The sequence below is a fragment of the Plantibacter sp. T3 genome (genome assembly GCF_902506515.1).
Lineage (GTDB): Bacteria > Actinomycetota > Actinomycetes > Actinomycetales > Microbacteriaceae > Plantibacter > Plantibacter auratus.
In genome coordinates this window covers 1,050,846-1,076,771 of the sequence record NZ_LR733286.1, presented here as the reverse complement: position 1 = coordinate 1,076,771, position 25,926 = coordinate 1,050,846, and the positions used below count along the sequence as shown (strand labels likewise).

The following is a 25,926-nucleotide window of genomic DNA, read 5'->3' as shown; positions in this document are numbered from 1 at the left end:
GGGTGAGGTCCCGGCGACGGTGCCGGGTGGAGGTGTGCGGACCGGTCAGCCCTTGACGGCGCCGGTCAGCACACCCTTCGTGAGGTGGCGTTGCACGAGTGGGTAGGCGATGAGGATCGGGACGATGGCGATGAGCACGACGGCCATCTGCAGGGACTCGGCCGGTGGCAGCACCGAGGCGTCCGAAGCTCCACCGACGAGCGAGGACCCTTGCAGCACGTAGGTGCGCAGGACGAGCTGGAGCGTCCACTTGGAGGTGTCGTTGATGTACAGCAGCGCGTTGAAGAACGCGTTCCAGTACCCGACCGCGTAGAAGAGGGCGACGACGGCGATCACCGCGCGGGACAGCGGCAGGACGATCGTGCCGAGGATGCGGAACTCCCCGGCGCCGTCGATCTTCGCGCTGTCGATGAGCTCCTGCGGGATGCCCATCATGAAGCCGCGGACGACCACCATGTTGAACACGCTGAACGCACCGGGCAGGATGAGCGCCCAGACGTTGTCGAGCAGACCGAGCTGCTTCACCATCAGGTACAGCGGGATGAGCCCCGGGGTGAAGAGGAACGTGGCGAGCACGATCATCAGTACGGGGCGCTGGAAGAACGAACGCCGGCTGAGGGCCCACGCTGCCGACACGGTGCAGACGAGGCTGATGAGCGTGCCGACCACGGTCACGAACAGCGTCACCAGGATCGCGCGGGTGACCACGCCCCCGGCGAGGATCTGCTGGTACGCGTCGAGCGTGAAGGACTTTGGCCACACGACGTAGCCACCGGCGGCCGTGACGTCCTCGGCGGTCGACACACTCGTGGAGACCACGATGAGGAACGGGAACAGGATGACGGCGAGGATCATGACGATCGCGAGCGCCTTGAGCGCGAGGACGACGGGCTTCGGTTTCCCCGCCCAGACCGGTCGGACGATGGTGCTCATGATTTGGAATACACTCCCTGCTCGCCGAGCATGTGCGCCGCCTTGTTGGCGACGAGGATGAGGACGAGACCGACGAGACCCTTGATGAGGCCGGCGGCGATGCCGGTACTCCAGTTCCCGTCGATGACGCCGTGGTAGTAGACGTAGGTGTCGAGCACTTCGGCGGCTCCGGGGCCGACGGCGTTGCGTTGCAGGATGATCTGCTCGAAGCCGACGGACAGCGCCTCGCCGAGCCGCAGGATGAGCAGCAGCACGATGATGGGCCGGATCCCGGGCAGGGTGATGTGCCAGAACCGGCTCCAGGCGCCCGCTCCGTCGATGGCGGCGGCCTCGTAGAGCGAGTCGTCGATGGCCGCGAGCGCCGCGAGGAAGATGATGGTGCCCCAGCCCGCGTCCTTCCAGATCACCTGCGAGGACAGCAGGAGCTTGAAGGTGGCCGGGTCGGACATGACGGAGACGGTCCCGAGGTCGAGTTGCCGCAGCCAGGTGTTGAGCACCCCTCCCGAGCCGAGGCTCTGCTGGAAGAAGCCGACGACGATGACCCAGGACAGGAAGTGCGGCAGGTAGAGCACCGACTGCACGATGGAGCGGAGCCAGGGCCAGGTCAGCGAGTGGATGAAGATGGCCAGCGCGATGGGGACCGGGAAGAAGAGGACCAGCTGGATGAACGTGATCTGGAGGGTGTTGGAGACCGCGTTCCAGAACGCCGGATCGCCGAAGAGCGCCGAGAAGTTGGCGAAACCCACCCACGGGCTGTCCGGGATCGGGATGTACGGCTGGTAGTCCATGAACGCGATGACGTTCCCGAGCAGCGGGATGTAGACGAACAGCAGCAGCAGTACGACCGCCGGCGTCACCATGATGAGCAGTGGCGAGTCGCGACGGAACTGCATCCCGAACGGCACCTTGCGCTTCGTCGGCCGGCCGCCGGACCCTGCGGGTGCGATCGGTGGTCGGATGGTCTCCGGCCGATCGGTCGTCGTCGCGCTCACAGCAGCTCCTTCGCTCGCAGCGGAGGCCCGTCGGGTGCTTCCGCGTCGTTCTCTCGAACGTTGGCAATCTTTCGCGGGGCCGTTGAGTAAAGTCAAGATCATCTAATCATCCGAACAGATATCGAACATCGGAGTCGATCATGGAGCTCTCGCAACGACACGACCGGATCCTCGCCGAACTGCGGATCCACGGCAGTCTCTCCGCGGCCGACTTCGCCGAGCGCATGGGCATCTCCGCGATGACCGTCCGGCGGGACCTGCGCGAACTCGGGGAGCAGGGCCGCCTCCGTCGGGTGCACGGCGGTGCCGTCTCGATCGACACGCAGCCGACCACGGGCATCCCGCACCGGCCGGGCGCCCGCCCCACGCCGGCCCCCGGTGCGGCCGACACCCTGTTCACCTTCGGGTTCGTCGTGCCCGATCCGAGCTACTACTTCCCGACGATCGTGGCCGGTGCCGTGGAGCGGGCGCAGTCGCTCGGCGGTCGGATCGTCCTCGGCGTCTCGCGCTACGACCCCGCCCGGGAGCGCGACCAGATCGAGCGACTGCTGGCCGGCGGGGTGGACGGCCTCCTCGTGACCACCTCGGTCCTCGACGCCTTCGCGACGCTCGAGCTCCTCGAGCGCGCACCGGTCCCCGTCGTCCTCGTGGAGCGCTCGGTCGCGGAGTCGCCGGTGGGCGACGGACTCGAGTTCGTGCGCACCGACCATGCCGCCGGCGCCGCCATCGCGCTCCGGCACCTCGCCGCCCTCGGTCACGAGCGGGTCGGGATGGCGGCCTTCGACACCCCGACGACGCCCTCGTTGCGGCTCGGCTACGAGCGCGCCCGACGCCAGCTCGGCCTGCGCGAGGACGCCAGCACGGCGATCATCGACGACCGGCACGGCGTCGGCGAGCAGACGAGGCGGTACCTCGAGGCGTGCGTGGCGTCCGGCACGACCGCGGTGTTCATGCACTCGGACCACTACGCCGTCGAGTTCGCGGACGCGGCGCTCGACTTCGGGCTCTCGATCCCCGACGACCTGTCGATCGTGGCGTACGACGACGAGGTGGCCGGGCTCGCCCGGGTGCCGCTCACGGCGGTCGCACCGCCCAAACGCGACATCGGCCGGTTCGCGGCGACGATGTGCTTCGAGCGCATCTCGGCCGCGGCCCAGCAGGGCTTCTCCGCACGCCACATGAGCCTGCGGCCGAGTCTGAGCCTCCGCGAGTCGACCGCGCCACCGCGATAGCACGGCGCTGTTCGATTCCTGTTCGTTTGAACGGGCGTGCTTGACACGATCGGGCGGCTCCGATTGGGATTGAGCCTGCTGCCGAGACGACCAGGAGGCGACGATGCCGCAGAGCGAGAGCGCCCGCACGGGCACGATCGGCTTCCTCATGCCGGACGGCACCTTCGACCGGGTGTTCTCCGAGCCGGACCTCGCCCGGCTGCGGTCGGAGTCGCACGCTCGACTGCCGTGGGACCGCCCGCTCCGGCTCGAGCGCGCGGCGGACCGCGCCCGGCTGGCCGCGGTCGAGGTGCTCGTGACGGGCTGGGGCTCCCCCGTGCTCGACGAGACGCTCCTGCGATCCCTGCCGTCACTCCGGGCCGTGGCGCACTCGGCCGGCAGCGTGCGCGGCATCGTCACCGACGCCCTCCTCGAACGCCGGGTCGCCCTCACCTCCAGTGCGACGGCCAACGCGGTCCCGGTCGCCGAGTTCACGATGGCGATGGTGATCCTCGCCGCGAAGCGCACGTTCTGGGCCGCCGAGACGCTGCGGGCCTCTCGAGCCCCCGTCGATGCGGAGCGGGCGTGGCCGACGGTCGGCAGCCACGGGATCACGGTGGGCGTCGTCGGCGCCTCCCGGATCGGCCGCCTCGTCGTCGAGCGCCTCGCCTCCCTGGACGTGCGGGTCGTCGTCGCCGATCCGACCCTCGACCACGAGGAGCAGGCGGCCCTCGGGGTACCCTGCGTCACGCTCGACGAGCTGGCCGCGCACAGCGACATCGTCACGCTCCACGCCCCGGCACTCCCCTCCACCAGACACCTCGTCGACCGGTCCCTCCTCCAGCTGATGCGGCCCGGGACCACGGTCATCAACACCGCCCGAGGCGACCTCATCGACCACGACGCGCTCGCCGACCGACTCGACCGCGGCGACCTGGTCGCGATCCTCGACGTCACCTCGCCGGAGATCCTGCCGCCCTCCTCCCGACTGTGGTCGACCCCCAACACGGTCATCACGCCGCACATCGCCGGCTCGGCCGGGAACGAGCTCGCACGTCTCGCAGCCAACACGGTCGACGAGGCCCTGCACTTCGTCCGGTTCGGCACCTTCCATCGACCGATCACCCTCGCCGCCCTCGCGCTGCAGGCGTGAACCGACCACCGAACACCAGAGGCCAGACCGTGACCCTCGAGACAGACCGCACCGCGCCGACGACCACGAGCTTCGCCGGACGGTTCGACGACCGGGCCCGCCGCTCACTGCGGGTCGGGGACTGGAGCGCCGCACCGTCGGTCGACGACCGCGAGGCCTGGGGCCGCGTCGCCGAGCGCGACCGGGTGGCCCTCGTCGACGCGGCCCACCGCTGGTGCGCGGAGGCGGACCACAACCCGCCGACGCTGTCGCTCTGGGCCACGTACAGCGCGGAAGGCGACCGGACCCCGTACGAGACGGCGCAGCAGGCCCTCCTCGGGTCCGTCGCCGCCTCGGCCCTCGCGCTCGGTGCCACCGGGGCCGACGCCTGGGTCGGCGAGCTCGGCGACCGCGTCTGGCGGCTCTGCGAACTGACCGCCTGGTGTCTGCCCTCGCACTACGCGCTGCCCGAGTCCGGCGAGCGCCCCTTCCTCCCGATCCCCGGTCGTGACGTGCTCGACCTCTCGGACGCCTACATCGGCGGGATGCTCGCCGCGATCGACACGATCGCCGGGGACCGTCTGGAGCGCGCCTTCCCGGGACTGCGGGCACGGGTGCACGCCGAGATCCGTCGTCGGGTCCTGGATCCGTGGCGCGACGAGGTGGACTTCTGGCACGGGCTCGACGGACCGCCGAACAACTGGGCCCCGTGGATCGTCTCGAACGTGCTCGTTTGCTCGGCCGTGGTCGAGACCGATCGGTCCGAGCTGGCGGCGTCGGTGGACCGGGCGGTCGCCGTCCTCGACCGCTTCCGAGCTGGGTACGCCGAGGACGGGAGCTGCGACGAGGGTGCGACGTACTGGTGGTGGGCGGGCGCGACCCTGTTCGAGGCCCTCGACCTGCTCGGCGACCTGACGGGCGGCGCCTTCGACGGCTTCGCGGTCCCACCGGTCGCGGCGATGGCCCGGTTCCCGATGGTCATGCAGCTGTCGGCCACATCGCAGGTCAACTTCTCGGACGGGTCCGCGAGCCTGCCGGCGAACGCGACGTGGAACCTGCTCGCCCGCTTCGGCGAGCGCGTGGGCGACGACGAGGTGGCAGCGCATGCCCGCTGGGTGGGGCGCTCGCATCCGCTCGGGTTCTCGGGGCAGTTGGCACCGTTGTTCCGCCGGACGCTCGCGGAGCTGCTCGACCCGGCGTGGACCACGGCCGGCGACGCCACGGCGGGGATGCCCTCCTCCTGGTATGCACCGGGAACGGAGGTGGCGGTGTTCCGCGAGCACGCCGGTCGGGTGGACGGCTGGGCGGTCGCCGCGAAGGGCGGTCACAACGACGTCAGCCACAACCACAACGACGTCGGCGGGGTCATCGTCTCGCTCGACGGTGAGCCCGTCCTCATCGACGTGGGTGTCGGCGTGTACCACCGCGACACCTTCATGCCGGACACCCGCTACGGCATCTGGACCATGCGGAGCGCCTTCCACAACGTCCCCCTCCCTGCCGGGGTCGAGCAACCGTATGGTCGGGCCTTCACGGCGAGCGGGACACGGTTCTCCGACGAGGGCGACCGCTCCGTCCTCGCCACGTCCCTCCTGGGTGCGTATCCGCCCGAGGCCCGCCTCACGGCCCTGGACCGCGCGGTGACGCTCGACCGTGCGGCCGGTGCCGTCCTCGTCGACGACCACTGGGCGTTCGCCGAACCGTCGCAGATGACGCTGACGTTCCTGACAGCCGCCGAGCCGGTCGCCGACGATCACGGTGTCCTGGTCGGCGACGCCCGCCTGGACACCGACCCCGCGTTCGATGTGGCGGTGGACCGGATCGACATCGACGACCCGAAGCTCCACGAGGTCTGGGGGTCGGCCGTCTTCCGCATCCGGCTCGTGCAGCGCGCCGCCGCGACGAGCGGGTCACACACGCTGCGGGTGCGCCGCGCGGAACAGTGCCCGGAACCGGGAGCACCGATGGAGGCCCGACGATGACGCCCGACCCGCTCCCGCCGTTCCGTCTACCGGCCGCGGATGCCGTCGCCGCACCCTTCACCGGGTGGACGCGGGCGCAATGGGAGGCCACGGCCGACCGGTGGCTGGCGGAGGTCCGCCGGTTCGAGAGCCCGCTCGGCGGCATTCCTCGGCTGCCCGGTCGGGTCACCCGCGACGGTGTCGCACGCGAGGGCATGGAGGCGGTCGGTCGTTCCTTCCTCCTCGCCGCACCACGGATCGCCGGCGGTGGCGACGGCCCTGGTGCCGGCGATGGTGACGGGGTCGAGGACCTCGTCGCCTGGTACAGCCGGGCACTCCTCGCCGGTACGGCCCCGGACGGTCAGGAGTCCTGGCCGCTGGGCGTGACGTGTCGGGCCCCCGGCACGGGCGTCACCAACTCGATCGTGGAGGCGGCGAACATCGCGTTCGGCCTGTACGTCAGTCGCGACCGACTGTGGGCGGGGCTCACCCGGAAGGAGCAGGTGCAGATCGCCGACTGGCTGCGCCACCATGCGCGCCTCGAGGTCTGGCACAACAACTGGCAGCTCTTCCCGGCGATGGCGGAGGCGTTCCTCCGCTCGGTCGACGAGGACGTCACCGGGCTGAACGGCACGAGGAACGTCGCCCGCGTGGAGTCGTGGCACCTGGAGCAGGGCTGGTACACCGACGGTCCGGAACACGCGATCGACTACTACAACGCGTGGGCGATCCACCCCTACCTCTGGGCCTGGTACCGCATGACCGACCGCACGGGCACGGCCGACGGCTCACGGCATCTGGAACGGCTGCACGACTTCACCGGCTCCTTCGCGCGCATGGTCGCGCCGGACGGGTCGATGGTGCACGTCGGCCGCTCGCTGAGCTATCGGACGGCCGCCCTCGCCGGGCTCTGGTGCGCCGAGCTCTCGGGGGTGAACCCGTTGAGTCCCGGCGCGACGCGACGCCTGGCCTCCGGGGTGGTCTCGGGTTTCGTCCGGCACGGCGTCGGCGTCGACGGCCCGCTGAGTCTCGGTTGGTACGGGCCGTGGGAGCCCACCGCGCAGAGCTACAGCGGCTTCGGCTCGCCCTACCTCGCGGGCATCGGGTTCCTCGGGCTCGCCATCGACCGCGACGACCCGGTGTGGACCGCTCCGGAACACCCGCAACCGACCGACGGGCCGCCGGAGACCACCGTGCTGCCGGCGGTCGGATGGATCCTGCGTTCGCAGCGGGACGGTGTCGTGACGCTCGCCAACCACGGCAGCGACCACTGCGAGATCCCCGTGGAGCCCGCTCGCGCCGACGCGGACGATCCGCACTACGCCAAGTTCGGGTACTCCTCGCACACCGCCCCGGGGACGGGCGCGGCGTGGGACGAGAACGTCGACGGCCATCTCGCGCTGCTCGACGAGGACGGGCGGGCGAGTCGACGGGCCGCGATCCGCGGGATGCGGACCGTCGGCGAGGTCTCCGGCTCGGTGCACCTCCCACAGCTCGACGGCCGGGTGTGGCCGGGCTGCGCCGTCACCACGGTCAGCATCGTCCACGGTGATCAGGAGCTCCGCGCGCACCTCGTCGAGTCGACTCGCGCGTGGGCCGTCCGCGAGGGCGGTGCGGCCGTCGCCGACGACGCGGTACTGCGCACCGTGGTCGATCCCGCCGGGGCCACGCCGCGGGCCACGGTGGTCGGTCGTGACGGGCTCGCAGCGACCATCGTCGGGCTGCACGGCTGGGACCGCGCGGAGGCCGTCGCCTACCGTGACGCCAACGCGTTTGGCCCGCACTCGGCGGTTCCGGCGCTGTACGCCGCCAGCACTCCGGGGCACACCGTCCTGGCCGCGCTCCACACCCTCCGCTTCGACGACGGCGAGACACCCGACCTCCCGGTCGCGGTGGACGTGACCGGGACCCGACTGGTCGCACGGTGGACCGACGGAACCGTGCACGACGTCGACCTCGCCACCTTCGTCCCCTGGGACGGCCAGCTCGCACGCCCGTCCGCGGACTGACCACCGCACCCCATCCGAAAGGACCCCATGTCCACCGACACCCGACAGTCCGTCGTCCACCTGCGATCGCGCGCCGTGAGCGTCGTGATCGACCTGCGCGACGGACATCTGCCGTCGATCGCGCACTGGGGAGCCGACCTCGGTGCGCTCGACGCTACGGAGCTCGCCGATGTCGTGCGCGGCGCGGAGCGGTTCGTCACGGAGAACGCCCCCGACCGCCCGACCCGCCTCGCGGTGCTGCCGGAGCAGAGCGAGGCCTGGCTCGGTCGGCCGGGCATCACCGGCAGCCGGGACGGACGCGACTGGTCGCCGCTGTTCACGATGGGGCCGGCGCAGGTGACCCCGCGCACGGTGACCGTCGACGGCGAGGACGCCGAGGCGGGCCTGGCGATCCGGATCGAGTTCGAGCTGAGCGAGGCCGGTCTCCTGCGTGTCCGCGCGACGCTCCGCAACGTCGCCGACGGCGTCTACCGGCTCGACGACCTGCATCTCGCGCTCCCGATCCCGGCTCGCGCCCGGGAGGTCCTCGACCTCGCCGGCCGGTGGGGCAAGGAGCGGACGCCGCAGCCCTCGCCGCTCCGGGTCGGCGCCTGGGTGCGCGAGGACCGCCGCGGGCGGACCGGGCCGGACGCGCCGCTCGTCCTGAACGTGGGCGTCCCCGGGTTCGGCTTCGCCACGGGCGAGGTCTGGGGCGTCCACGTGGGGTGGAGCGGCAACCAGCGACACCTCGCGGAACGGCTCTCGACCGGCGACCAGGTGATCGGGGGCGGCGAACTGCTGCTGCCCGACGAGATCCGCCTCGCCAGGGGTGACGCCTACACGAGCCCCTGGGTGTACGGCGCCCACGGGGACGGGCTCGACGCCCAGGCCGCGATGTTCCACGAGCACCTGCGCGCGCAATCCGGCCATCCGGCACGGGACCGACCGCTCACGCTCAACGTGTGGGAGGCGGTCTACTTCGATCACGACGCCGAGGCTCTGATGCAGTTGGCCGAGGTCGCGTCCTCGCTCGGGATCGAGCGGTTCGTCCTCGACGACGGCTGGTTCCGTGGGCGACGACACGACCGCGCGGGGCTCGGCGACTGGTTCGTCGACGAGGAGGTGTGGCCCGACGGGCTGCAGCCGCTCGCCGACCGGGTCCGGAGCCTGGGGATGGAGTTCGGTCTGTGGTTCGAGCCGGAGATGGTGAACCTCGACTCCGATCTGGCCCGGGAGCACCCGGACTGGATCATGCAGACGGGCGGACGATTGCCGATCCCCGCCAGGAACCAGCAGGTCCTCGATCTCGGCCGACCAGAGGCCTTCGCCGCCGTCCTGGAACGGATGACCGCGATCCTGACCGAGGTCGACATCGCGTACATCAAGTGGGATCAGAACCGCGACCTCGTCGACGCCGGGTCGGCACCCGACGGTCGGGCCGGCGTGCATCGTCAGACGGCGGCCGTGTACCGGTTGATGGACGAACTCACGCGTCGGTTCCCGGAGCTGGAGATCGAGTCCTGCTCCTCCGGCGGCTCACGCGTCGACCTCGGCGTCCTCGAGCGCACGCACCGCGTGTGGGCCTCGGACTGCAGCGACCCGCTCGAGCGGCAGCAGATCAACCGCTGGACCGCCCAGCTGGTCCCCCTGGAGCGGCTCGGCGCCCACATCGCCTCCGGGCGCTCGCACACCACGGGCCGCTCGCACGAGCTGTCCTTCCGTGCGGCGACCGCGCTCTTCGGTCATCTCGGGGTCGAGTGGGACCTGCGGCAGGCGTCCCCGGCCGAACTGGAGGAACTGCGCGGATGGTTCGGGCTCTACCGCCGGACGCGTGACCTGTTGCACACGGGGAGGCTCGTGCGCGAGGACGTCTTCGACGACACACTCCAGATCACGGGTGTGGTGGCCGAGGACCGGTCGCGTGCCCTGTTCTCGCTCGCGTTCCTCAGCCGCTCGGACGTCGCGAGGATCGGGCGGTTCACCCTGCGCGGACTCGACCCGGAGCGTCGCTACCGGGTTCGGCCGTTGCGCATCGGTGAGCCGACCGGCGGTCGCGCCGTGCCCGCCTGGTTCGGCGAGGAGGACGAGGTGGACGGCCCGCTCGCCGGGTGGACCGGAGTGGTCGCCTCCGGGGCGGTGCTGTCGCACTCGGGCCTCCAGACCCCGTCGTCCGCACCGGAACGGGCCTGGATCGTGGAGGTCTCAGCAGTCGGCGAGGACGGCGACGCGGGTTAGCATCGTCGGATGTCGACCACGCGACCTCCCGAGCTCCTCCGCCTCACGGCCTTCGCCGCCGAACCCGGCGGCGGTAATCCCGCAGGTGTCGTGCTCGACGCCTCGGCACTGTCGGACGCCGAGATGCAGGCGATCGCCACCGAGGTCGCGTATCCGGAGACGGCGTTCGTCGTCGACCCGGGTGTCGACGGCGACGACCGCCACGTGCGCATGCGCTACTTCTCCCCCGGTGCCGAGGTGCCGTTCTGTGGGCACGCGACCATCGCCACCGCCGTCGCCCTGGCTGAGCGCCGTGGCGTCGGACGCTTCACGCTGGAGACGAACGTCGGACCCCTCGTCGTCGAGACCGCATCCGACGCCGACACGAACGGCGACACGAACGGCGGCACCGGATCGATCACCGCGTCGTTCACCAGCGTCGAACCCACCGTGCGCGGTCTCGACGCCGAGGTCGCCGATCGCCTGCTGTCGCTGCTCGGGCTCGAGCGTTCCGACCTCGACGAGCGGTGGCCGCTCCGCGAGTCGTTCGCCGGCAACCGGCACCCGGTCGTCGCGATCCGCGAGCAGCAGGTCTTCGACGGCTTCACCTTCGACCCGACCGCGCTGCGCGCGCTGATGGACGTGCAGGGCTGGGCCGGGACGGTGACGGTCGTGCACGACCACGGGATCGACGACGCCGGCCACCTGCTCGTCGAGGCCCGCAACCTCTTCCCCGTCGGCGACATCACCGAGGATCCGGCGACCGGCTCCGCAGCCGCCTCCCTCGGGGGCTACCTGCGGGTGCTCGGTCTCCTCATTCCTCCGGCTCGGATCCTCGTCCGGCAGGGCCACCACGTCGGCGCCCCCAGTCTGCTGACGGTCGACGTCCCGGCCACCGGCGGCATCACCGTGACGGGGACGGCCCAGCCGATCTCGTGAACGTGACCACCGGATACCCGCGCTCGACGTCCAGCGTCACCTCGGCCGCCACGCCGTAGACGTCCGCGATCAGCGCCGCGGTCAGCACCTCGCCCGGTGCCCCGGCAGCCACCACCCGACCGGCGCGCAGTACGACGACCGTGTCGCAGTACATCGCGGCCAGGTTGAGGTCGTGGATGGCGATCACGGTGGTGACCGGGAGCGCGCAGACGAGGTCGAGCAGTTCCAACTGGTGTCGGATGTCGAGGTGGTTGGTCGGTTCGTCGAGGAGGAGCTCACGTGGCTCCTGGGCGAGCGCCCGCGCGATCTGTGCCCGCTGGCGTTCGCCTCCGGACAGGGTGTGCCAGAGGCGGCCGGCCTGGTCGAGCAGGCCGACGTGGGCGAGCGCGCGGACGACGGCGGCCTCGTCGGCTGCGCTGTCACCGCCGAGTCCCGAGCGGTGCGGGATCCGGCCGAGCCGCACGATGTCGCGCACCGTGATGTCGACGTCGGTGTCGGCATGCTGCGTCACCGAGGCGACCGAACGCGCGATGCGCCGTCGACCGACCGACGCCAGGTCGACACCGTCGAGCGTCACGAGGCCCGCGGTCGGCTTCACGAGTCCGTGGAGCACCCGCAGGAGCGATGACTTGCCCGACCCGTTCGGCCCGAGGAGGCCGACGGTCTGTCCCGGCTCGGGGTGCAGCGTCACGCCGTCGACGACGAGCGCACCGCCGCGGTTCCAGGACACGTGCTCAGCGTGGAGTGTCATACCCGCGTCCTCCTCCGCGCCAGCAGGGCGATGAAGACCGGCACCCCGACGAGCGCTGTCCCGACGCCGACGGGCAGCGGTGTCGGCGAGAACGCGACGCGCGAGCCGGCATCCACCCAGACCATGAAGATCGCACCGATGATCGCTGTGGCCGGGATGAGCCGACCGTGACGGGGCCCGACGAGCAAGCGGGCGGCGTGGGGCAGGACGAGCCCGACGAAGCCGATCGCCCCCGCGACGCTCACCAGCGTCGCCGTGATGAGCGCCGTCGCGATGAGCAGGATCGCCCGCGTCCTCGCGACGTGGATGCCGAGTGACGCCGCGACGTCCTCACCGAAGGCGAACGCGTCGAGTGCATGGGCGTACCGCAGGCACAGGAGCGACCCGGCGACGACGACGATTGCGCAGAGTGCCACGTCGTCCCAGCGCACGCCCTCGAGCGAGCCGAGCAGCCAGAACATCACGCCGCGCGTCTCGTCCGAGTCGGCGAACGCGAAGATGATCAGCGAGGTCAGTGCGGAGAAGAGTTGCGTGCTGGCGACGCCCGCCAGCACGACCCGGTCGGCCCCACCGCCCGACAGGCGGGAGAGCAGGAGCACGAGTCCGAAGGCGACGAGCGCGCCGATGAACGCGCCGCCGGAGAGCCCGATCGATGCCCCGCCGAGTCCGAGGATCCCGATCGCGACCGCACCGGTCGACGCACCGGAGGAGATGCCGAGGATGAACGGGTCGGCCAGCGGGTTGCGGAGGAGCGACTGCATGATGACGCCACAGAGCCCGAGCCCGGCTCCGCAGGCTGCCGCGACGAAGGCCCGCGGCAGGCGCTCCTCCCACACGATCGCGTCCTTCGACAGCTTCACGGGGATGTCGGTGACACCGAGGTGGTTCGCGACGATGTCCCGCACGTTCACGAGCAGGATGTCCGCCGGTCCGAGTGTGATCGCCACGCCGACCGAGACGAGGAGGAGGACCACGCCGGCGAGGACGAGCAGGCCGGTGATCGTCGCGAGGCGTGCGCGTGAGGCGGGTCGCCGCGCCGTGTCGCTGGCCGTCACCGTGTCGCCACTCGTCACCGTCTCCGGGTTCAGAGCTCGTCCTCGTGCTCGACCCACCACGCCTTGATCTTCTCGAGGCCGTCGACGAAGCGGATGGAGGGGTTCAGCTCGGCGCCGTGGAGAGCGATGTACCGCTGGTTGCGCACCGCGTCCATGGTCTTCGTGAGCGGGTCGGACTCCAGGAACGCGACCTTGTCGTCGAGGCGGTCGCCGGGGAACCGGTCGCGCTGCAGGTCGCCGAGGACGAGGACCTGCGGGTCGCGGTCGACGAGGTCTTCCCACGTGGTGGCCGGCCAGTCGTCCTCGAGCTCACCGAAGACGTTGTCGAGCCCGGTGGTCGAGGCGAGCAGCGCGGCGGATCCGAGCCCGCCGCCGACGTACGGGGTCTTCGTGTCGGCGAACCAGAACGCGACCGTCGTGCCGTCGAAGTCGACACCCTCGGTCGCCTTCGCGGCACGGGCCTGCAGGTCGGCGACGAGCGCGGCAGCACGGTCGGAGACGTCGAAGACCTCTCCCATCTCGGTGATCTCCTGGTAGAGCGCGTCGATGGTGAGCGGCGTCGTGCGCGTCCCGCCGCCGTTGATGCTCGTCCCGTTGTCGCAGTCGGTGGGCGAGAGGTAGCTGGCGACACCGGTCTCGGCGAACCGCTCGCGTGGTGCGACGCCGCCCTCGTTGTAGTGGCGCCCGAAAGAGGCGGTGACGAAGTCCGGGTCGGCTCCGAGGACGACCTCGTAGGTGGGAGCGTTGTCGGCCAGGCGCGGGACGTCGGCGTTCGCGTCGGCGAGTGAGTCGAGGACGGGGTCTGTCCAGGAGGCGGTGCCGACGATGCGGTCTTGGAGCCCGAGGGACAGCAGGATCTCGGTCGAGTTCTGGTCGAGGGAGACGACCCGTTGAGGTGCGGCGTCGATCGTGACCTCGGTGCCGCAGTTGTCGAGCGTGAGCGGGTAGTCGGTCGCGCCCTGCCCCGCGGCGGCGGTCGATTCGGGCTCGACCGCTTCGGACGCTCCGCAGGCGGACAGTCCGACGGCGAGCGCCGCGGCGAGGACGAGGCTGATGGCGGCGCGCTGGTGCACGTCGTCTCCTTCATTCGAGGGATGGGGCCTAGGAAGGATAGCCTTACCTGAGTATCGGAGGCGAATCGGCCCCGCGCTGCCCCCGGTCGCCCCTCAGCTCGGTTCGACAAGCCCGTGGCATGCCTGGCAGCCAGCGCCGCTGTGGAGGTTGTCTCCCACAAGCCGCGCGGGCCACGAGCATCAGTCCACGGGTGAGACGCGAATGAGATTCCCGTCGGGGTCTGCAATCACGAACGTTCGACCGAAGACGTCATCGTGTGGCTCCTCCACGACGGTGACGCCCTTGGCCTTCCACTCCTCGAACACCTGGTCGACGGCGGCCTCCGAACCGGGAACCATGAGCCCGACCTCGAACGTGCGCGGGGTGCTGGGCACCGCGTGTTCGTTGCGTCCTGTCCAGAGGGCGAAGAGCACGCCGGGAGCAACCGGGAAAGCGACGTACCTCGGGCTGGTGAAATCGGGTTCGATCGTGAAGAGGTCGCTGTAGAACGCGGTGGCAGCCTCAGCGTCCTGGACCTGGATCAGAAAGAGGTTGGGTGCGGGCATGGGTGGCTCCTGTCGAGTGGTGCTTGCGGTGTCACACAAGCCAACCTCCCAATCACGCCACCTGTTGTCAGGTTTTACGAGAAACTTGTCCAATGAAAGCCGCCCGGCTGCTGAGCCTGCTTCTCGTCCTCCAAACCCGCCAACGGGTGACGAGCGTGGAGCTGGCGGAGCGCTTGGAGGTGTCGGTGCGGACGATCCTGCGCGACGTGGAAGCCCTCTCGGCGGCTGGCGTACCCGTCTATGCCGAGCGAGGGAGACACGGTGGCATCGTCCTCCTCCCCGGCGCGCGCCTGAATGCGTCCCATCTCGAACCAGCCGAGATGGACTCGCTCTCGCTCGCCGGCCTCGACAGCGCGCAGCGTGCACAACTGGGGATCACCGCCGCTCACGACATGGCCATTCGGAAGATCGCGGCCCGCCGTGCTGCGAACGCAGCCGGGGACACGAACCTTGCCGAACTCGTCATCGTCGACAACTCAGGGTGGCTCGCCGCCGAAACCCGCGACACGGACGTCGCAGATCTGGCGTTGACGTTGCGCTCTCGCCCACGGCTGCGAATCCACTACCGCCGAAGCGGTGCCGAGCACGCGACCAGTCGGGACGTCGACCCGTATGGGCTCGTTTCGAAGTCCGGGCGGTGGTATCTCGTGGCCGATGACGATGGAACGGCGAAGCTCTTCAACCTCGAACGGCTTGAACACTATGAAGCCCTCCTCGAGGCCGCGGCGACACGGCCTGATCAAGACTTGCGATCGGTCTGGGCCGAACTGAAGCACCGCTCCGAGGGCCCTGGGGAAGTCGAGGTGACGGTCAGGTTGCGAGGAACGCGCGTCGACCTCGCCCGACGCATCTTGGGCAGCCGTCTGAAAGCGACCGGATCAGGTGAAGACGGGTGGCACCTGTTCACGGTCAGCTACTCCGAAGTCGAATCCGTGCGCCAGCTCCTGCAGTTCGGCGATCACATCGAAGTGCTCGCCCCCGCAAGCGCCCGCCAACGCATCGTCGAACTCGCGACAGATCTCATCAACCGACACAACTCACCGCCCGCCTGACGGTTCGCGTAGCGGCCGTAAACGTCAACGAGGGCTATCTACCGAGTGGAGGTTCCGACGACTCCCACATTCGCTGGAGCGCGGCGATCGCGGCATCGAACGCATCAGGTGGAAGATACGTCGGGCCGTCTGCGATGTTCACATTCCTGAGGGGGTCGTCGGTCGCGTGCTGAGGGAGCAGGTGACAGTGCAGGTGGGGCATCCGGTGGCCCATGACGAGGTAGTCGATCTTCTTCGATCGGAAGACACCATCGATGACACGTGCCGCACGCTGCACATCTGCCCAAAACCTCGCGAGTTGTTCTGGCGGGAGTTCCGACATGTCGACGACATGTTCTCGAAGGATCACGAGGCTGTATCCGGCGTGGTGTTGATTTCGAGCGAGCCGTACGTGACTCGTGCTGGTTGTCGCGATGAGGGCACTGTGCTCGTTCGCCGGTACGTGTGCGTCTGCGCACATACCGCACTGCTCGGCCGCCGTGAGCGCTTCCCATTCGTCATCCGACCACCACATGGCTCCCACCGTAAATGACCGATTGCAGCCGTCGCTGGAGACCGCTCGCTCTCAACCCGTCCCGGTGAGGGCTCCTCCTCCAGATACGCTCGCCGCATGACCCAGGCACGTTGGCAGAAGCTCACTGAATGGCCCCTCGCGATCGCTGCGGTCGTCTTCCTCGCGGCGTACTCCTACGAGGTGATCGCCGAACCCAGGGGAAGCAGCGCCGAGGTCATCATCGCGGCGACGTGGGTGGTCTTCGTGGCCGACTACGTCGTCAACCTGGTGCTCGCGAAACCGCGATGGCGATGGTTCTACACACACCTTCTCGACCTCGCGATCGTCGTCCTCCCGATGCTCCGGCCGTTGCGCCTGCTCCGGCTCGTCACGCTCCTGGCGATCCTGAACCGGACCGCCGGCGCCGCCTTCCGGGGACGGGTCATCATCTATGCCGCCGGCGCATCCACGCTCCTGGTGTTCGTCGCAGGTCTTGCGGTCCTCGATGCTGAACGCGGCGGCGACGGCTCGATCCAGACACTTGGCCAAGCCCTCTGGTGGGCATTCGTCACCATCACCACCGTCGGCTACGGCGACTACTTCCCAGTGACGTACACCGGACAGTTGGTTGCCGTCGGAGTCATGATCGGCGGGATCGCCCTCATCGGTGTCGTCACTGCCACCCTTGCCTCATGGATCGTCGAACGCGTCGAGCAAAGGGAGGCCGTATCCGAAGCGATCACCAGTGCGCACATCGAAGCACTCACGACCGAGATCGCGTCGCTTCGGCAGCTCATGGAAGGGAAAGTGGGCGAGACACTTCCGGACGGCGCATCATCGAAGTAATTGCAGACCCAGTACGTTCCTTCTGAGAGCGCGAAGTATGACTAACCCAGAGCAACTTGAAGAGTGGCGCCGCCAAGCGCGCGACCCAGACCCCAGCGTCCGCTGGAACCTGACATCTCGCGAGCCCCCCCCCAGAAGAGATCTTCGCCATGCTCGCCGCGGACGATGACTTCATGGTTGCGTCGGGTGCTCGACGAGTTGTCCGTACGTAAAGGTCTCCACGAGATCGCTGCTACGAACCCGAACGCTCGGCCCGAACTCAACGACCGAGCCCCATCGGCTCGTTCAGTCGAAACTCGATCGACCGCTACCTCGAGCAACGCAACGCCTCGCTCGCTGGGCGACCTGAACAAAGCTGGAGGGACGCCGCGGAGATTCCACGACGCCCCTCTGAGAAGCTCAGTTACGGCAGAGACAACATTTCCAGTCCGGTGATATCTACCGCATCCCGCCACCATTGCCCAGAGAACCAGCTTCACAGCCGGCAAACGAGCCATTTGCGAATGTCACCTTGACAGTCGTCGTGAAATTGTTCGAGCAGGAAGCGAGCCCGTTCCCGACGAAGAAATCAGAGACAGACTTGACGCCGAAGAGTCCGGAGGCCGTCTTCGCAGGGATCCCCGGAATCCATGAAGTGATGAGCCCCACGACTCCCGTGTAGCCGCTGCTCGCCCCGTACTCATCGGAGAGGATTCGAGCCGAGCATGCGTTGAGCGTGACAGCATCGTACGCGGCATCAGGAGTCGCCCAGATGTCGTGTCGGGCGCCAGGATCACAGTCTTCTGCCGAGGCAGATGAAGCCACGGCGACGGGTGCAGCTACGCCAAGAGCAGCAACGAGCGCGAATCCCGCGAGCTTGCCTTTCAGAGTTGTGAACACAACATTCTCCTTTGAGTGTGAACTATTCTGACCGCTGGGACTTTTTCGTCGACCGGTACCTAAAGATCAGCTGTAGCACCAATCCCAGCAGCACCCCTATCGGAAGCCCCGGAAGCCAGCTAGAGACGAGAAGGAACGATATCCCCACGCAGACAATCACAGAAGCCGAAACAATCAAGATGTCTCGCAAAATTTGCTTCTTCTGCCAACCCATATCAGTCCATCCCGATTTTCGTCATTACTACAAAATTCATCTGCGGGGACACTTTAGGCTTAGTCCCCAAGTCACATTCTCGCAACCGCTCAACCTCCTCGATCATTCAACACCGGCCCCAAAGATCGGCGACCTGGCGCGAAAGATAGCAATATCCTGAGAGTTTGCCAATAAAGGCAATATTATGCTTTTGGATGAACCTGCAGTGATGTCCTGCTCGTTCCACAGGACAGCAAGTGGTCAGCCATGGAGCCTGGCCAGTCGTTGGAGAGCACTCAACACGAACCAACATCGGCGCTCCCTAGGCTCAGACCGGTCCGCGACCCGTCACCGCACTCTATCGGCGACGTCGACGCGTGCGGCGTCACGATGTGTCGACCGGTGTCCGTGTGCGGCCAACGCACCTTGTGGAGCAAGACGATCGGTGTCGCCACCGATAGAGCGCGGCGCCCGAGCACGTCCCGACGACCACCCTTGCGACGAGATCAGCCGGGCATCAGCACGACGAGACAGTCCCCCGCGTGCCCGATGGCCCCCAGGGCTTCCGGCGCTTCGAGCCCGCAGGCAGCGCAGTCTGCCCAGGTCGGCCCACCCACGTCCGCTCTTCGCTCCACGAGCTCCAGCAAGGAACACGTGTAACGACACGTCCGCTGGGTAGCGACAGCCATCCGGTCCCTTCGCGTCCAACATCGCATGCCGTGTGGCGCTCAAAAACACACGTAGAAGAAGAGCCAATAATGCATATTATTTCGTTTGCACTCCGATTAGCGCGGGTCGACGAGCCCCGCGCGGATGCCCCAGAGCACGGCCTGCAGGCGGTCGCGCGCTCCCGTCTTCTGCAAAAGACCGGCGAGGTGGTACTTCACCGTGGTGGGTTCGACGAAGAGCCGGTCGGCGATCTCCGCGTTGGAGAGTCCCTGCGCGAGGAGGTCGAGCACCTCGAACTCGCGGTCGGTGAGCGGCGACTCCGCCGGTGCCATCGTGGCCGCGGGCGTCTCCCGCCTGCGCTCCGAGAACTCACGCAGGATACGACGGGTGAGGCGTTGGTCGAGCGTCCCCTCCCCTGCTGCAACGGAACGGATCGCCGCGAGCAGCGTCGCCTCGTCCGCGCCCTTCAGCAGGAAGCCGGCCGCACCGGCCTCGAGCGCGGCGAACACGTCCGCATCGACGTCGAAGGTCGTCAGGATGAGGACGTCGGCGTCGAGGTCCGGGTCCGCCGTTATCGTGCGGGTCGCCGCAATCCCGTCCGTGCCCGGCATCCGGATGTCCATGCAGATCAGGTCCGGACGCAGTTCCTTCGCCAACCGCACCGCGTCGGCACCGTCGATCGCCTCACCGACGACCTCGATGTCGGGCTCGGCCCCGAGGATCACCGAGAGGCCGGCGCGGACGACCGCCTGGTCGTCGGCGATGAGAAGGCGGATCATGCGTCACTCCGGTGCTGGTCGGGACCCTGCTGGTCGGGACGGTGCTCGTCGGGAATGGTGAGGCGGTTGCACCAACCGCCGTCGTCCGTCGGCGCCGCGGTCAATCGTGCTCCGATGAGTTCGGCACGCTCCCGCATGCCCCAGAGGCCGTACCCGTCGCGCGCCGGTGAAGCGGGCCGCTGTGACGACGCCGCGTTCGTCACGATGAGCTCGATCGCGTCCACCTCGAACCGCACCGCCACGCGGCAGACGGCTCCGGGCGCGTGCCGGGCGGCGTTCGCCAGCGACTCCTGGACGGTCCGATACGCGGCCGTCTCCGCGAGCGGCCCCAGCACACGAGGCTCGCCGGTCACGGTGTAGGCGACGTGCTGCCCCCGCGACCGCGCCGCCTCGACGAGTTCCGGGATCGCCGCGATCGTCGGAATGGTCGCCGGCCCGAGCGTCGATCCGTCTCCGCCTCCCTGGGCGTCCGCATCGTCGCTGCGCAGCAGGCCGACCGTCCGCCGCAGGTCCACGAGCGTCGTGCGGGCATCGGACTGCACCGTCTGGAGCATCTCCCGAGCACGTTCCGGGTCGCGCTCCACCAGGGCGCTGGCCGCCTGCGCACTGACGATGATCCCTGACAGGTGATGTCCGGCGATGTCGTGCAGCTCCCGCGCGAGGGCGGTGCGCTCAGCGCGGAGGTCGTTCTGCACGCTGATGCGACGCTCGTTCTCGGCCATGCGTGCCTGGTCCTCGATCGCCGACAGCAGGCGCTCGCGACCCCTGGCGTACTCGGCGACACCGGCCGGGAGCACGTACTGCAACACGATTCGCGCAACGGCCGCGAACACGAGGATGAGCGGCTCCTCGGACGACCCGAAGATCATCGCGATGCCGCCGACCACCGTCGTCGCGACCGCACCGGCCACCAGCGCGCGGATGACCGTCCGCCGCTCCGCGCGACGAGCGAGCGCGTAGGTGGCGAGGATCACGCCGAACGAGCCGATCCCGAGTTCGCCACCACTGGACCCGAGGACCAGGAGGTCGAGGAGGACCGCCACGCCGAACACCGCGACAGGGTGCCGACGCCGGAAGAGCAGGGCGATGGCCTGGAGCACGACCAGCCCCGCTTGCGCCCACGGCGACACCTGACCCGGCACGGCGTGCAGCTCGTCGACCCACGGGACGACCCCGAGGTACCCCACCGCACCGGCGAGGACCAGGACCGGCGGGAGCGCCGAGCGCAGACGGACCGCGAGCGGGGCGGGCCGTGCGGGAGAGGTCATGGGTCGAGTCAACCACGCCGAGCGCCACCCCGGTTGGGGCCGGCGCTCGGCGTCCGGTGGGAAGTGATCATCGCTCGCAGAGGGTCGCGTCGAGGGCGTCGACGACGATCCGGTACTGCTTCATCAACCGCTCGTTGTCGTCGGGCGAGACGACCGCCCACGGCAGGGAGGTGACGGCGATGGTGACGGCCGTGCCGTCGGGACCGACCGCGTTGCGCGTCTGGGTTCCGGGGATGTCGCCGCCATGGCCCCAGGCCACACCGCCGCAGCTCAGCGGGTAGCTCTGCAGGCCGAGCCCGTAACCCGCTCCCGGCCACAGCTCGTCACCCGCCGGAACCGTGGTCTGCATCTCGGCGAGGGTCTCCTCGTTCAGGAGTTCACCGTCGAGCAGGGCCTTCATGAAGACGTTGAGCTCGTGCGGCGTCGAGACGAGCGCACCGGCGGACCAGGCGAACGAGGTGTCGAGGGCCGTGATGTCCAGGAGGTCGCCGACGGTCTTCGCGTGGTACCCGTGCGGGTGTTCACCGCGCAGCTCGCGTTCGCCCGGCGCCGGGAAGTACGTGTGCTCGAGGTCGAGCGGCTTGACGATGCGCTCGTCGATCTGCTGGGCGAGCGCCCGATCGGTGACGCTCTCGACCATGAGCCCCAGCACGAGATAGTTCGTGTTGCTGTACGCCCACCGCTCCCCCGGCGCGAACACGGCCGGCTTGGCGAGGGCGATGTCGAGCATGTCCCGGGGCGAGGTGTAGCGCTCCTGTGCCGCGAACGCGTCGGCGGCGATCTGGTCGGCGTACTCGGGGAGTCCCGCCGTGTGCTGGAGCAGCTGACGGACCGTGATGTGGGTGCCGTCGATGCCGTCGCCGGTGATGAGCCCAGGGAGGTAGGTGTCGATCGGGGTGTCGAGCGCGACCTTCCCCTCCTGGACGAGCTGCAGGACGACGGTCGAGACGAACATCTTCGTGTTGCTCGCGATCCGCACCTCGCCGTCGACCGGGGCCGGCTCATCTGTCGCGAGGTCGCCGATGCCGGCCGCGACGTCGATCGCCTCGCCGTCCGGTCCGATCACCGAGGCGAGCGCCGCGGGGTAGCCGGCGTCGACGAGCGACTGCATCCGGTCCTGCAGCGGCCCGGATGCGGAGCCGGAGCCGGCGGCCTGCTCCGTGGCGCTGGAGCAGGCGCTCAGGGAGACGGTTCCGGCGAGCAGCGCGGCGGCGGCCGAGACGGCGATGATCGTGCGGTGACGGGTCTGGTGCTGCGTCTTGGTCTGAGTGTGGGTCTGGGTCTGGGTCTGGTCGTTCATGTGGGTGATTCCTTTCAGATGTCGCGGCGCGCGAGCGCAGCGGATGCGGCCGCAGTGAGGGCGGCGGTGAGGGCCACGAGGGCGAGGATGACGACGGACGGTCCGAGCCCGTCCGTTCCGCCGTGGATGACGCCCTGGGCGAGGGCGACGGGCAGGAACTGGGTCCAGACCGGCACGATGCCGCCGGTGATCAGCTGGATCGAGGAGACGGCGATCGGTTCGAGGATGAGGATCCCGATCATCGTCAGGACGCCGGCGAGCTGGGTGCGGACGATGAGTCCGACCGCGAGGCCGATGACCGACAGGGCGGTGACGGCGAGGACGCCGAGCCCGAACCGTGCTGCGAGGTCCGGGAGTCCGAGGACGAACGGCGTCCCGGTGGCTGCCAAGGTGATCACGAGCGTGACCAGGCTGACGAGGGCGAGCACGACACCGAGGGCGGCGCCGACGAGTGCGACTGCGCCCGCCTTCGCTGCGACGATGCGGAACCGCTTCGGCGAGGCGAGGACAGCGCCGACGATGCCGCCGTACCGGTCGTCACTCGTGCCGGCGAGCACACCGAGCAGGGTGATGGCCAGGAGTGCGACACCGATGGAGCCGCTGCCCATCGACGCGCCGAGCGGGTTGAGCGCGTCGAGTTGGACGGCACGGGCGGCGAGGTCCAGGACGGGGAAGTCGCTCCCGAGGGCGTCGAGCCCCGGCCCGATGTCGCCGTCGGCGAGGGCGGGCATGAGGGTGACGAAGGCGAGTTGCGTGACGATGAGTCCCACGACGGCGACCGCCGCGGTGACCTTCGTCGCGGTCGTGGTGACGAGCCCGGTGAGTTCAGCGCGGAGCATCAGCGCACCTGCCCGTTCTCGGTGAGCTGGGCCGTTCCGGTGACCTGGAGGTAGTACGCCTCGAGGTCACCGCCCGATGCGGCGAGGATGTCGACCATCGACGACTGCGCCAGCACGCGACCGTCGGTGATGACGATCACGTCGTCCGCGATGTCCTGGACATCGGACAGGAGGTGGGACGACAGCAGCACCGTCCCACCCGCGTCGGCGAACGCACGCAGCCGGAGTCGCAGCCACTGCATGCCTGCCGGGTCCAGGCCGTTCGACGGCTCGTCGAGGATGAGCACGGCCGGCTCGCCGAGGAGAGCTGCGGCGATCGCGATGCGCTGACGCATCCCGAGCGAGTACCCGCCGGCGGGGCGGTCGGCGTCGCGTGCCATCCCGACCTCGGTGAGGACCGCGTCGATGCGGGCAGCGTCGACCCCGATCCGCGCGGCGGCGATGCGGAGGTGCTGCCGCCCGGTGCGAGCCGGGAGGAGTCCGCCCGCGTCGAGGACGGCGCCGACGGTGCGCGCCGGCTGATCGAGCTCGCGGTACGGGCGGCCGAGGATGAGGCCGTCCCCTGCGTCGGGACGGGCGAGTCCCAGCAGCAGGCGGATGGTGGTGGTCTTCCCGGCGCCGTTGGGGCCGAGGAGTCCGACGACCCGGCCAGGGGCGACGGTGAAGGACACGTCATCGACGCGCGGGCGACCGTGGAAGGTCTTGCGGAGCCCGCGAGCCTCGACGGGATGGGCGGTGGAGAGGTTCATGGCTCCAGCCTCGGCGCAAGCCGCTCCGGGCACCCCCGCCTGCCGCACAGTCCCGGGCTGGCCGAACGGACAGTGATCGACGACCTCTAGGCTGCTGGCATGGACACGACTGCTCGGATGCATGATCGACGTCACCGTCTCGCGCCGCGCGCGACCGTCGTGGCCACGGTGGTCGTCGTGGTCGCCGGTCTGCTCGCCGGCTGCGCGTCGTCACCGTCGCCGGACCGGACGACGGCGGCATCCGCATCGGCATCGGACTCCGCCACCCGCTCGGGCACCGGTGAGATCCGGCACGAGCTCGGGCCGCTCACCGACCGCTTCCCGCAACTCGCCACCGCGCTCTCGGCGACCTGGATGTCGGGGACCATGGGCGACGAGCGGGTTCCGGGCCCGAGCACGTACTGGATCGATGCGGTCGTCGTCCTGGACGAGGCCGGGTACGCGGAACTGCGCGCGCTCGCACCCGGTGAGGCGGGCTCGGACGCGAAGGCGGAGCTCCCGGACCTCGACGCCGGACTCGACGACGCACTGCCGCCGGGACCGTTCGTGCGTTCGTCCGCTCTCGACGACGCCTTCTCGCAGGACGGCCGCTCGACGCAGGTGCTCCTCGACGATGCGACCAGCTCCGTGATCCTCACGAGTCGGTTCCAGTAGCGGCCGCGCTGCCGCGTCCGCGGGCTCGCACGTTCGGCGGCGAATGACCACCGCTTCACAATCGCGGGCTCGCGGGCTTGACTGGACGCATGTCCGAACCAGCTGACACCACCGTCCCCGAGAACTCCGACGACCGCATCGCGGTGCTCTTCGACATCGACGGGACGCTCGTCGACTCGAACTACCTGCACGTCGACGCCTGGGATCGCGCGTTCGCCGATGCCGGCAGGCCGGTCGACGCGTGGCGGATCCATCGCTCGATCGGCAAGGACGGCGGCGAGTTGCTCGAATCGCTGCTCGACGGGTCCGACGAGGTCGAGCAGTACGGCGAGCGGGCGAAGGAGCTGCACAGCGAGTACTACCTCCAGAACACCTCCCGGCTGCGGGTGATCGGTGGTGCGCGCGAGCTGCTCGGCGAGTTGGCAGGCCGCGGGATCGCGGTCGTGCTGGCGACCTCGGCTCCGGAGAACGAGCTCGAGATCCTGCGGGAGCTGCTCGACGTCGACGATGCGATCTTCGCGGCGACCTCGTCCGGTGACGTGGAGACCGCCAAGCCGGAGCCCGACATCGTCGAGGTCGCCCTCGATCGTGCGGGCGTGCCGGCGTCGCGAGCGGTCATGGTCGGCGATGCCGTCTGGGACATCGAGGCGGCTGCGCGGGCCGGTGTGGAGTGCATCGGGGTGCGCAGCGGTGGGTTCGGCGAGCAGGAGCTCCGTGACGCGGGTGCTGTCGCGGTCTACGGCGACGTCGCCGAGCTGCTCGCGAACCTCGACGACAGCCCGATCGGCAAGCTCGCAGGCTGACTGCGGGTGTGAGCGCGGGCTTGAGCGTGGCTCAGCTCCGCGTGGCGCGGCTGCGGAACCAGCGGGCGAGTTCCTGCAGGGCGCGCATGGTGGCGGTCGGGTCGTCGCGGTCGAGGTCGTCGAAGGTGTCGCGGTAGCCGTCGAGGTCTGCGGCGGAGCCGGTGTCGGCGCGTTCGAAGCCCATGGTCCAGGCGGCGAACTGGCGTTCTCGGATGGGCTCCTCGAACATCACGCGGATGCCGGTGTGACGGGGATCGGCGGCGAGGGTGACCATCAGTTTGCGGACAGCGGCCTCGGGGCCCTCGAGGACCTGGAGGAACCGGCCGTCACGGTAGACGAGCATGCCGGTGAGCTGTGCGCGGGCGTTGTTCTCGCGGCAGACGGCGAGCAGGGCGGTGAGGTCGTCGTCGGTGAACGGCTGTGTCGCCGTGCTCGCGTACACGAGTGACAGCATCTGGTCTTCGTCGGTGCCCACGTTTGGAGCCTACCCGGCGGGGTGCGGAGGTGGTCCCGGAAGCACGCCGGGGCTGCCTGCCCTTCGACAAGCTCAGGGACCGAAACGTTCCGGACACACCCCTCCCGATCACTGAGCTTGTCGAAGTGCACA

At 69.4% G+C, this 25,926-nt stretch carries 24 protein-coding genes; 10 read left to right on the top strand and 14 right to left on the bottom strand.

Annotated elements, in window-relative coordinates; translation table 11 throughout:
* Window positions 1-45: 45 nt before the first annotated feature.
* Both GV015_RS05250 and GV015_RS05245 read right to left on the bottom strand, forming a co-directional pair.
* Entirely contained in the window at window positions 46-933 is an 888-nt protein-coding gene (locus GV015_RS05250) for a carbohydrate ABC transporter permease (protein ID WP_079704680.1), read from the bottom strand.
* Window positions 930-1,925 (bottom strand): sugar ABC transporter permease, encoded by a 996-nt coding sequence (locus GV015_RS05245; RefSeq protein ID WP_338000138.1) that lies wholly within the window; start codon window positions 1,923-1,925, stop codon window positions 930-932. Before GV015_RS05245 ends, GV015_RS05250 begins: the two co-directional genes overlap by 4 nt.
* Before the next feature lie 140 nt (window positions 1,926-2,065).
* Here GV015_RS05245 and GV015_RS05240 point away from each other — a divergent pair, with 140 nt between their 5' ends.
* From GV015_RS05240 to GV015_RS05215, 6 genes are all read left to right on the top strand, one after another.
* Window positions 2,066-3,157 (top strand): substrate-binding domain-containing protein, encoded by a 1,092-nt coding sequence (locus GV015_RS05240; protein WP_124768321.1) that lies wholly within the window; start codon window positions 2,066-2,068, stop codon window positions 3,155-3,157.
* Window positions 3,158-3,260: 103 nt separating this feature from the next.
* The gene (locus tag GV015_RS05235; protein ID WP_159877084.1) at window positions 3,261-4,289 is read left to right on the top strand and encodes a hydroxyacid dehydrogenase; all 1,029 of its coding nucleotides are present in this window, start codon (window positions 3,261-3,263) and stop codon (window positions 4,287-4,289) included.
* 29 nt (window positions 4,290-4,318) lie between these two features.
* Window positions 4,319-6,250: a heparinase II/III family protein gene (locus GV015_RS05230; RefSeq protein ID WP_159877082.1), complete on the top strand. Its 1,932-nt coding sequence runs from the start codon at window positions 4,319-4,321 to the stop codon at window positions 6,248-6,250.
* Window positions 6,247-8,238, top strand: coding sequence for a DUF2264 domain-containing protein (locus GV015_RS05225; RefSeq protein ID WP_159877080.1), 1,992 nt, complete (start codon window positions 6,247-6,249; stop codon window positions 8,236-8,238). The genes GV015_RS05230 and GV015_RS05225 overlap by 4 nt, the downstream gene beginning before the upstream one ends.
* A 27-nt stretch (window positions 8,239-8,265) precedes the next feature.
* Entirely contained in the window at window positions 8,266-10,452 is a 2,187-nt protein-coding gene (locus tag GV015_RS05220) for an alpha-galactosidase (protein ID WP_159877078.1), read from the top strand.
* A 9-nt stretch (window positions 10,453-10,461) separates the two neighbouring features.
* Window positions 10,462-11,370: a PhzF family phenazine biosynthesis protein gene (locus tag GV015_RS05215; protein ID WP_159877076.1), complete on the top strand. Its 909-nt coding sequence runs from the start codon at window positions 10,462-10,464 to the stop codon at window positions 11,368-11,370.
* On the opposite strand, the gene GV015_RS05210 is transcribed toward GV015_RS05215, so the two are convergent.
* From GV015_RS05210 to GV015_RS05195, 4 genes are all read right to left on the bottom strand, one after another.
* A complete protein-coding gene (locus GV015_RS05210; protein ID WP_159877074.1) occupies window positions 11,336-12,121 on the bottom strand; it encodes an ABC transporter ATP-binding protein in 786 nt (261 codons plus the stop codon). The genes GV015_RS05215 and GV015_RS05210 overlap by 35 nt on opposite strands.
* Entirely contained in the window at window positions 12,118-13,233 is a 1,116-nt protein-coding gene (locus GV015_RS05205; RefSeq protein WP_371416537.1) for an iron chelate uptake ABC transporter family permease subunit, read from the bottom strand. The genes GV015_RS05210 and GV015_RS05205 overlap by 4 nt, the downstream gene beginning before the upstream one ends.
* Complete coding sequence (locus GV015_RS05200) at window positions 13,206-14,249, bottom strand: ABC transporter substrate-binding protein (RefSeq protein WP_201299356.1); 1,044 nt, start codon at window positions 14,247-14,249, stop codon at window positions 13,206-13,208. The genes GV015_RS05205 and GV015_RS05200 overlap by 28 nt, the downstream gene beginning before the upstream one ends.
* 180 nt (window positions 14,250-14,429) lie before the next feature.
* Complete coding sequence (locus GV015_RS05195; protein WP_159877072.1) at window positions 14,430-14,795, bottom strand: VOC family protein; 366 nt, start codon at window positions 14,793-14,795, stop codon at window positions 14,430-14,432.
* Window positions 14,796-14,887: 92 nt separating this feature from the next.
* On the opposite strand from GV015_RS05195, the gene GV015_RS05190 reads away from it, so the two are divergent.
* Window positions 14,888-15,847 (top strand): YafY family protein, encoded by a 960-nt coding sequence (locus GV015_RS05190; protein ID WP_159877070.1) that lies wholly within the window; start codon window positions 14,888-14,890, stop codon window positions 15,845-15,847.
* 34 nt (window positions 15,848-15,881) lie between these two features.
* On the opposite strand, the gene GV015_RS05185 is transcribed toward GV015_RS05190, so the two are convergent.
* On the bottom strand, window positions 15,882-16,361 hold the full coding sequence (locus GV015_RS05185) for an HIT family protein (protein ID WP_159877068.1): 480 nt from the start codon (window positions 16,359-16,361) through the stop codon (window positions 15,882-15,884).
* Window positions 16,362-16,457: 96 nt separating this feature from the next.
* Here GV015_RS05185 and GV015_RS05180 point away from each other — a divergent pair, with 96 nt between their 5' ends.
* Window positions 16,458-17,186, top strand: coding sequence for a potassium channel family protein (locus tag GV015_RS05180; protein ID WP_159877066.1), 729 nt, complete (start codon window positions 16,458-16,460; stop codon window positions 17,184-17,186).
* A 438-nt stretch (window positions 17,187-17,624) separates the two neighbouring features.
* Here GV015_RS05180 and GV015_RS05175 read toward each other — a convergent pair whose 3' ends face one another.
* From GV015_RS05175 to GV015_RS05150, 6 genes are all read right to left on the bottom strand, one after another.
* A complete protein-coding gene (locus tag GV015_RS05175) occupies window positions 17,625-18,065 on the bottom strand; it encodes a hypothetical protein (RefSeq protein WP_159877064.1) in 441 nt (146 codons plus the stop codon).
* Between the two features lie 978 nt (window positions 18,066-19,043).
* Window positions 19,044-19,706 (bottom strand): response regulator transcription factor, encoded by a 663-nt coding sequence (locus GV015_RS05170; RefSeq protein ID WP_159877062.1) that lies wholly within the window; start codon window positions 19,704-19,706, stop codon window positions 19,044-19,046.
* Complete coding sequence (locus tag GV015_RS05165) at window positions 19,703-20,974, bottom strand: sensor histidine kinase (protein ID WP_159877060.1); 1,272 nt, start codon at window positions 20,972-20,974, stop codon at window positions 19,703-19,705. Before GV015_RS05165 ends, GV015_RS05170 begins: the two co-directional genes overlap by 4 nt.
* A 67-nt stretch (window positions 20,975-21,041) precedes the next feature.
* Complete coding sequence (locus GV015_RS05160; protein WP_159877058.1) at window positions 21,042-22,274, bottom strand: serine hydrolase; 1,233 nt, start codon at window positions 22,272-22,274, stop codon at window positions 21,042-21,044.
* Between the two features lie 14 nt (window positions 22,275-22,288).
* Window positions 22,289-23,113, bottom strand: a complete 825-nt coding sequence (locus tag GV015_RS05155; RefSeq protein WP_159877056.1) for a hypothetical protein — start codon at window positions 23,111-23,113, stop codon at window positions 22,289-22,291.
* Window positions 23,113-23,862: an ABC transporter ATP-binding protein gene (locus GV015_RS05150; RefSeq protein WP_159877054.1), complete on the bottom strand. Its 750-nt coding sequence runs from the start codon at window positions 23,860-23,862 to the stop codon at window positions 23,113-23,115. The genes GV015_RS05155 and GV015_RS05150 overlap by 1 nt, the downstream gene beginning before the upstream one ends.
* A 99-nt stretch (window positions 23,863-23,961) precedes the next feature.
* On the opposite strand from GV015_RS05150, the gene GV015_RS05145 reads away from it, so the two are divergent.
* Both GV015_RS05145 and GV015_RS05140 read left to right on the top strand, forming a co-directional pair.
* Window positions 23,962-24,516, top strand: a complete 555-nt coding sequence (locus GV015_RS05145; RefSeq protein ID WP_159877052.1) for a hypothetical protein — start codon at window positions 23,962-23,964, stop codon at window positions 24,514-24,516.
* 89 nt (window positions 24,517-24,605) lie between these two features.
* Window positions 24,606-25,319 (top strand): HAD family hydrolase, encoded by a 714-nt coding sequence (locus GV015_RS05140; RefSeq protein WP_159877050.1) that lies wholly within the window; start codon window positions 24,606-24,608, stop codon window positions 25,317-25,319.
* Window positions 25,320-25,350: 31 nt separating this feature from the next.
* On the opposite strand, the gene GV015_RS05135 is transcribed toward GV015_RS05140, so the two are convergent.
* On the bottom strand, window positions 25,351-25,794 hold the full coding sequence (locus tag GV015_RS05135) for a BLUF domain-containing protein (protein ID WP_236555333.1): 444 nt from the start codon (window positions 25,792-25,794) through the stop codon (window positions 25,351-25,353).
* Window positions 25,795-25,926 lie beyond the last annotated feature (132 nt).

Excerpts from the sequence above, each read along its gene's own strand:
- GV015_RS05250 (WP_079704680.1), bottom strand. The coding sequence starts at position 933 with ATGAGCACCATCGTCCGACCGGTCTGGGCGGGGAAACCGAAGCCCGTC.
- GV015_RS05240 (WP_124768321.1), top strand. The coding sequence starts at position 2,066 with ATGGAGCTCTCGCAACGACACGACCGGATCCTCGCCGAACTGCGGATC.
- GV015_RS05235 (WP_159877084.1), top strand. The coding sequence starts at position 3,261 with ATGCCGCAGAGCGAGAGCGCCCGCACGGGCACGATCGGCTTCCTCATG.
- GV015_RS05225 (WP_159877080.1), top strand. The coding sequence starts at position 6,247 with ATGACGCCCGACCCGCTCCCGCCGTTCCGTCTACCGGCCGCGGATGCC.
- GV015_RS05220 (WP_159877078.1), top strand. The coding sequence starts at position 8,266 with ATGTCCACCGACACCCGACAGTCCGTCGTCCACCTGCGATCGCGCGCC.
- GV015_RS05215 (WP_159877076.1), top strand. The coding sequence starts at position 10,462 with ATGTCGACCACGCGACCTCCCGAGCTCCTCCGCCTCACGGCCTTCGCC.
- GV015_RS05210 (WP_159877074.1), bottom strand. The coding sequence starts at position 12,121 with ATGACACTCCACGCTGAGCACGTGTCCTGGAACCGCGGCGGTGCGCTC.
- GV015_RS05195 (WP_159877072.1), bottom strand. The coding sequence starts at position 14,795 with ATGCCCGCACCCAACCTCTTTCTGATCCAGGTCCAGGACGCTGAGGCT.
- GV015_RS05190 (WP_159877070.1), top strand. The coding sequence starts at position 14,888 with ATGAAAGCCGCCCGGCTGCTGAGCCTGCTTCTCGTCCTCCAAACCCGC.
- GV015_RS05185 (WP_159877068.1), bottom strand. The coding sequence starts at position 16,361 with ATGTGGTGGTCGGATGACGAATGGGAAGCGCTCACGGCGGCCGAGCAG.
- GV015_RS05180 (WP_159877066.1), top strand. The coding sequence starts at position 16,458 with ATGACCCAGGCACGTTGGCAGAAGCTCACTGAATGGCCCCTCGCGATC.
- GV015_RS05170 (WP_159877062.1), bottom strand. The coding sequence starts at position 19,706 with ATGATCCGCCTTCTCATCGCCGACGACCAGGCGGTCGTCCGCGCCGGC.
- GV015_RS05165 (WP_159877060.1), bottom strand. The coding sequence starts at position 20,974 with ATGACCTCTCCCGCACGGCCCGCCCCGCTCGCGGTCCGTCTGCGCTCG.
- GV015_RS05160 (WP_159877058.1), bottom strand. The coding sequence starts at position 22,274 with ATGAACGACCAGACCCAGACCCAGACCCACACTCAGACCAAGACGCAG.
- GV015_RS05155 (WP_159877056.1), bottom strand. The coding sequence starts at position 23,113 with ATGCTCCGCGCTGAACTCACCGGGCTCGTCACCACGACCGCGACGAAG.
- GV015_RS05150 (WP_159877054.1), bottom strand. The coding sequence starts at position 23,862 with ATGAACCTCTCCACCGCCCATCCCGTCGAGGCTCGCGGGCTCCGCAAG.
- GV015_RS05145 (WP_159877052.1), top strand. The coding sequence starts at position 23,962 with ATGGACACGACTGCTCGGATGCATGATCGACGTCACCGTCTCGCGCCG.
- GV015_RS05140 (WP_159877050.1), top strand. The coding sequence starts at position 24,606 with ATGTCCGAACCAGCTGACACCACCGTCCCCGAGAACTCCGACGACCGC.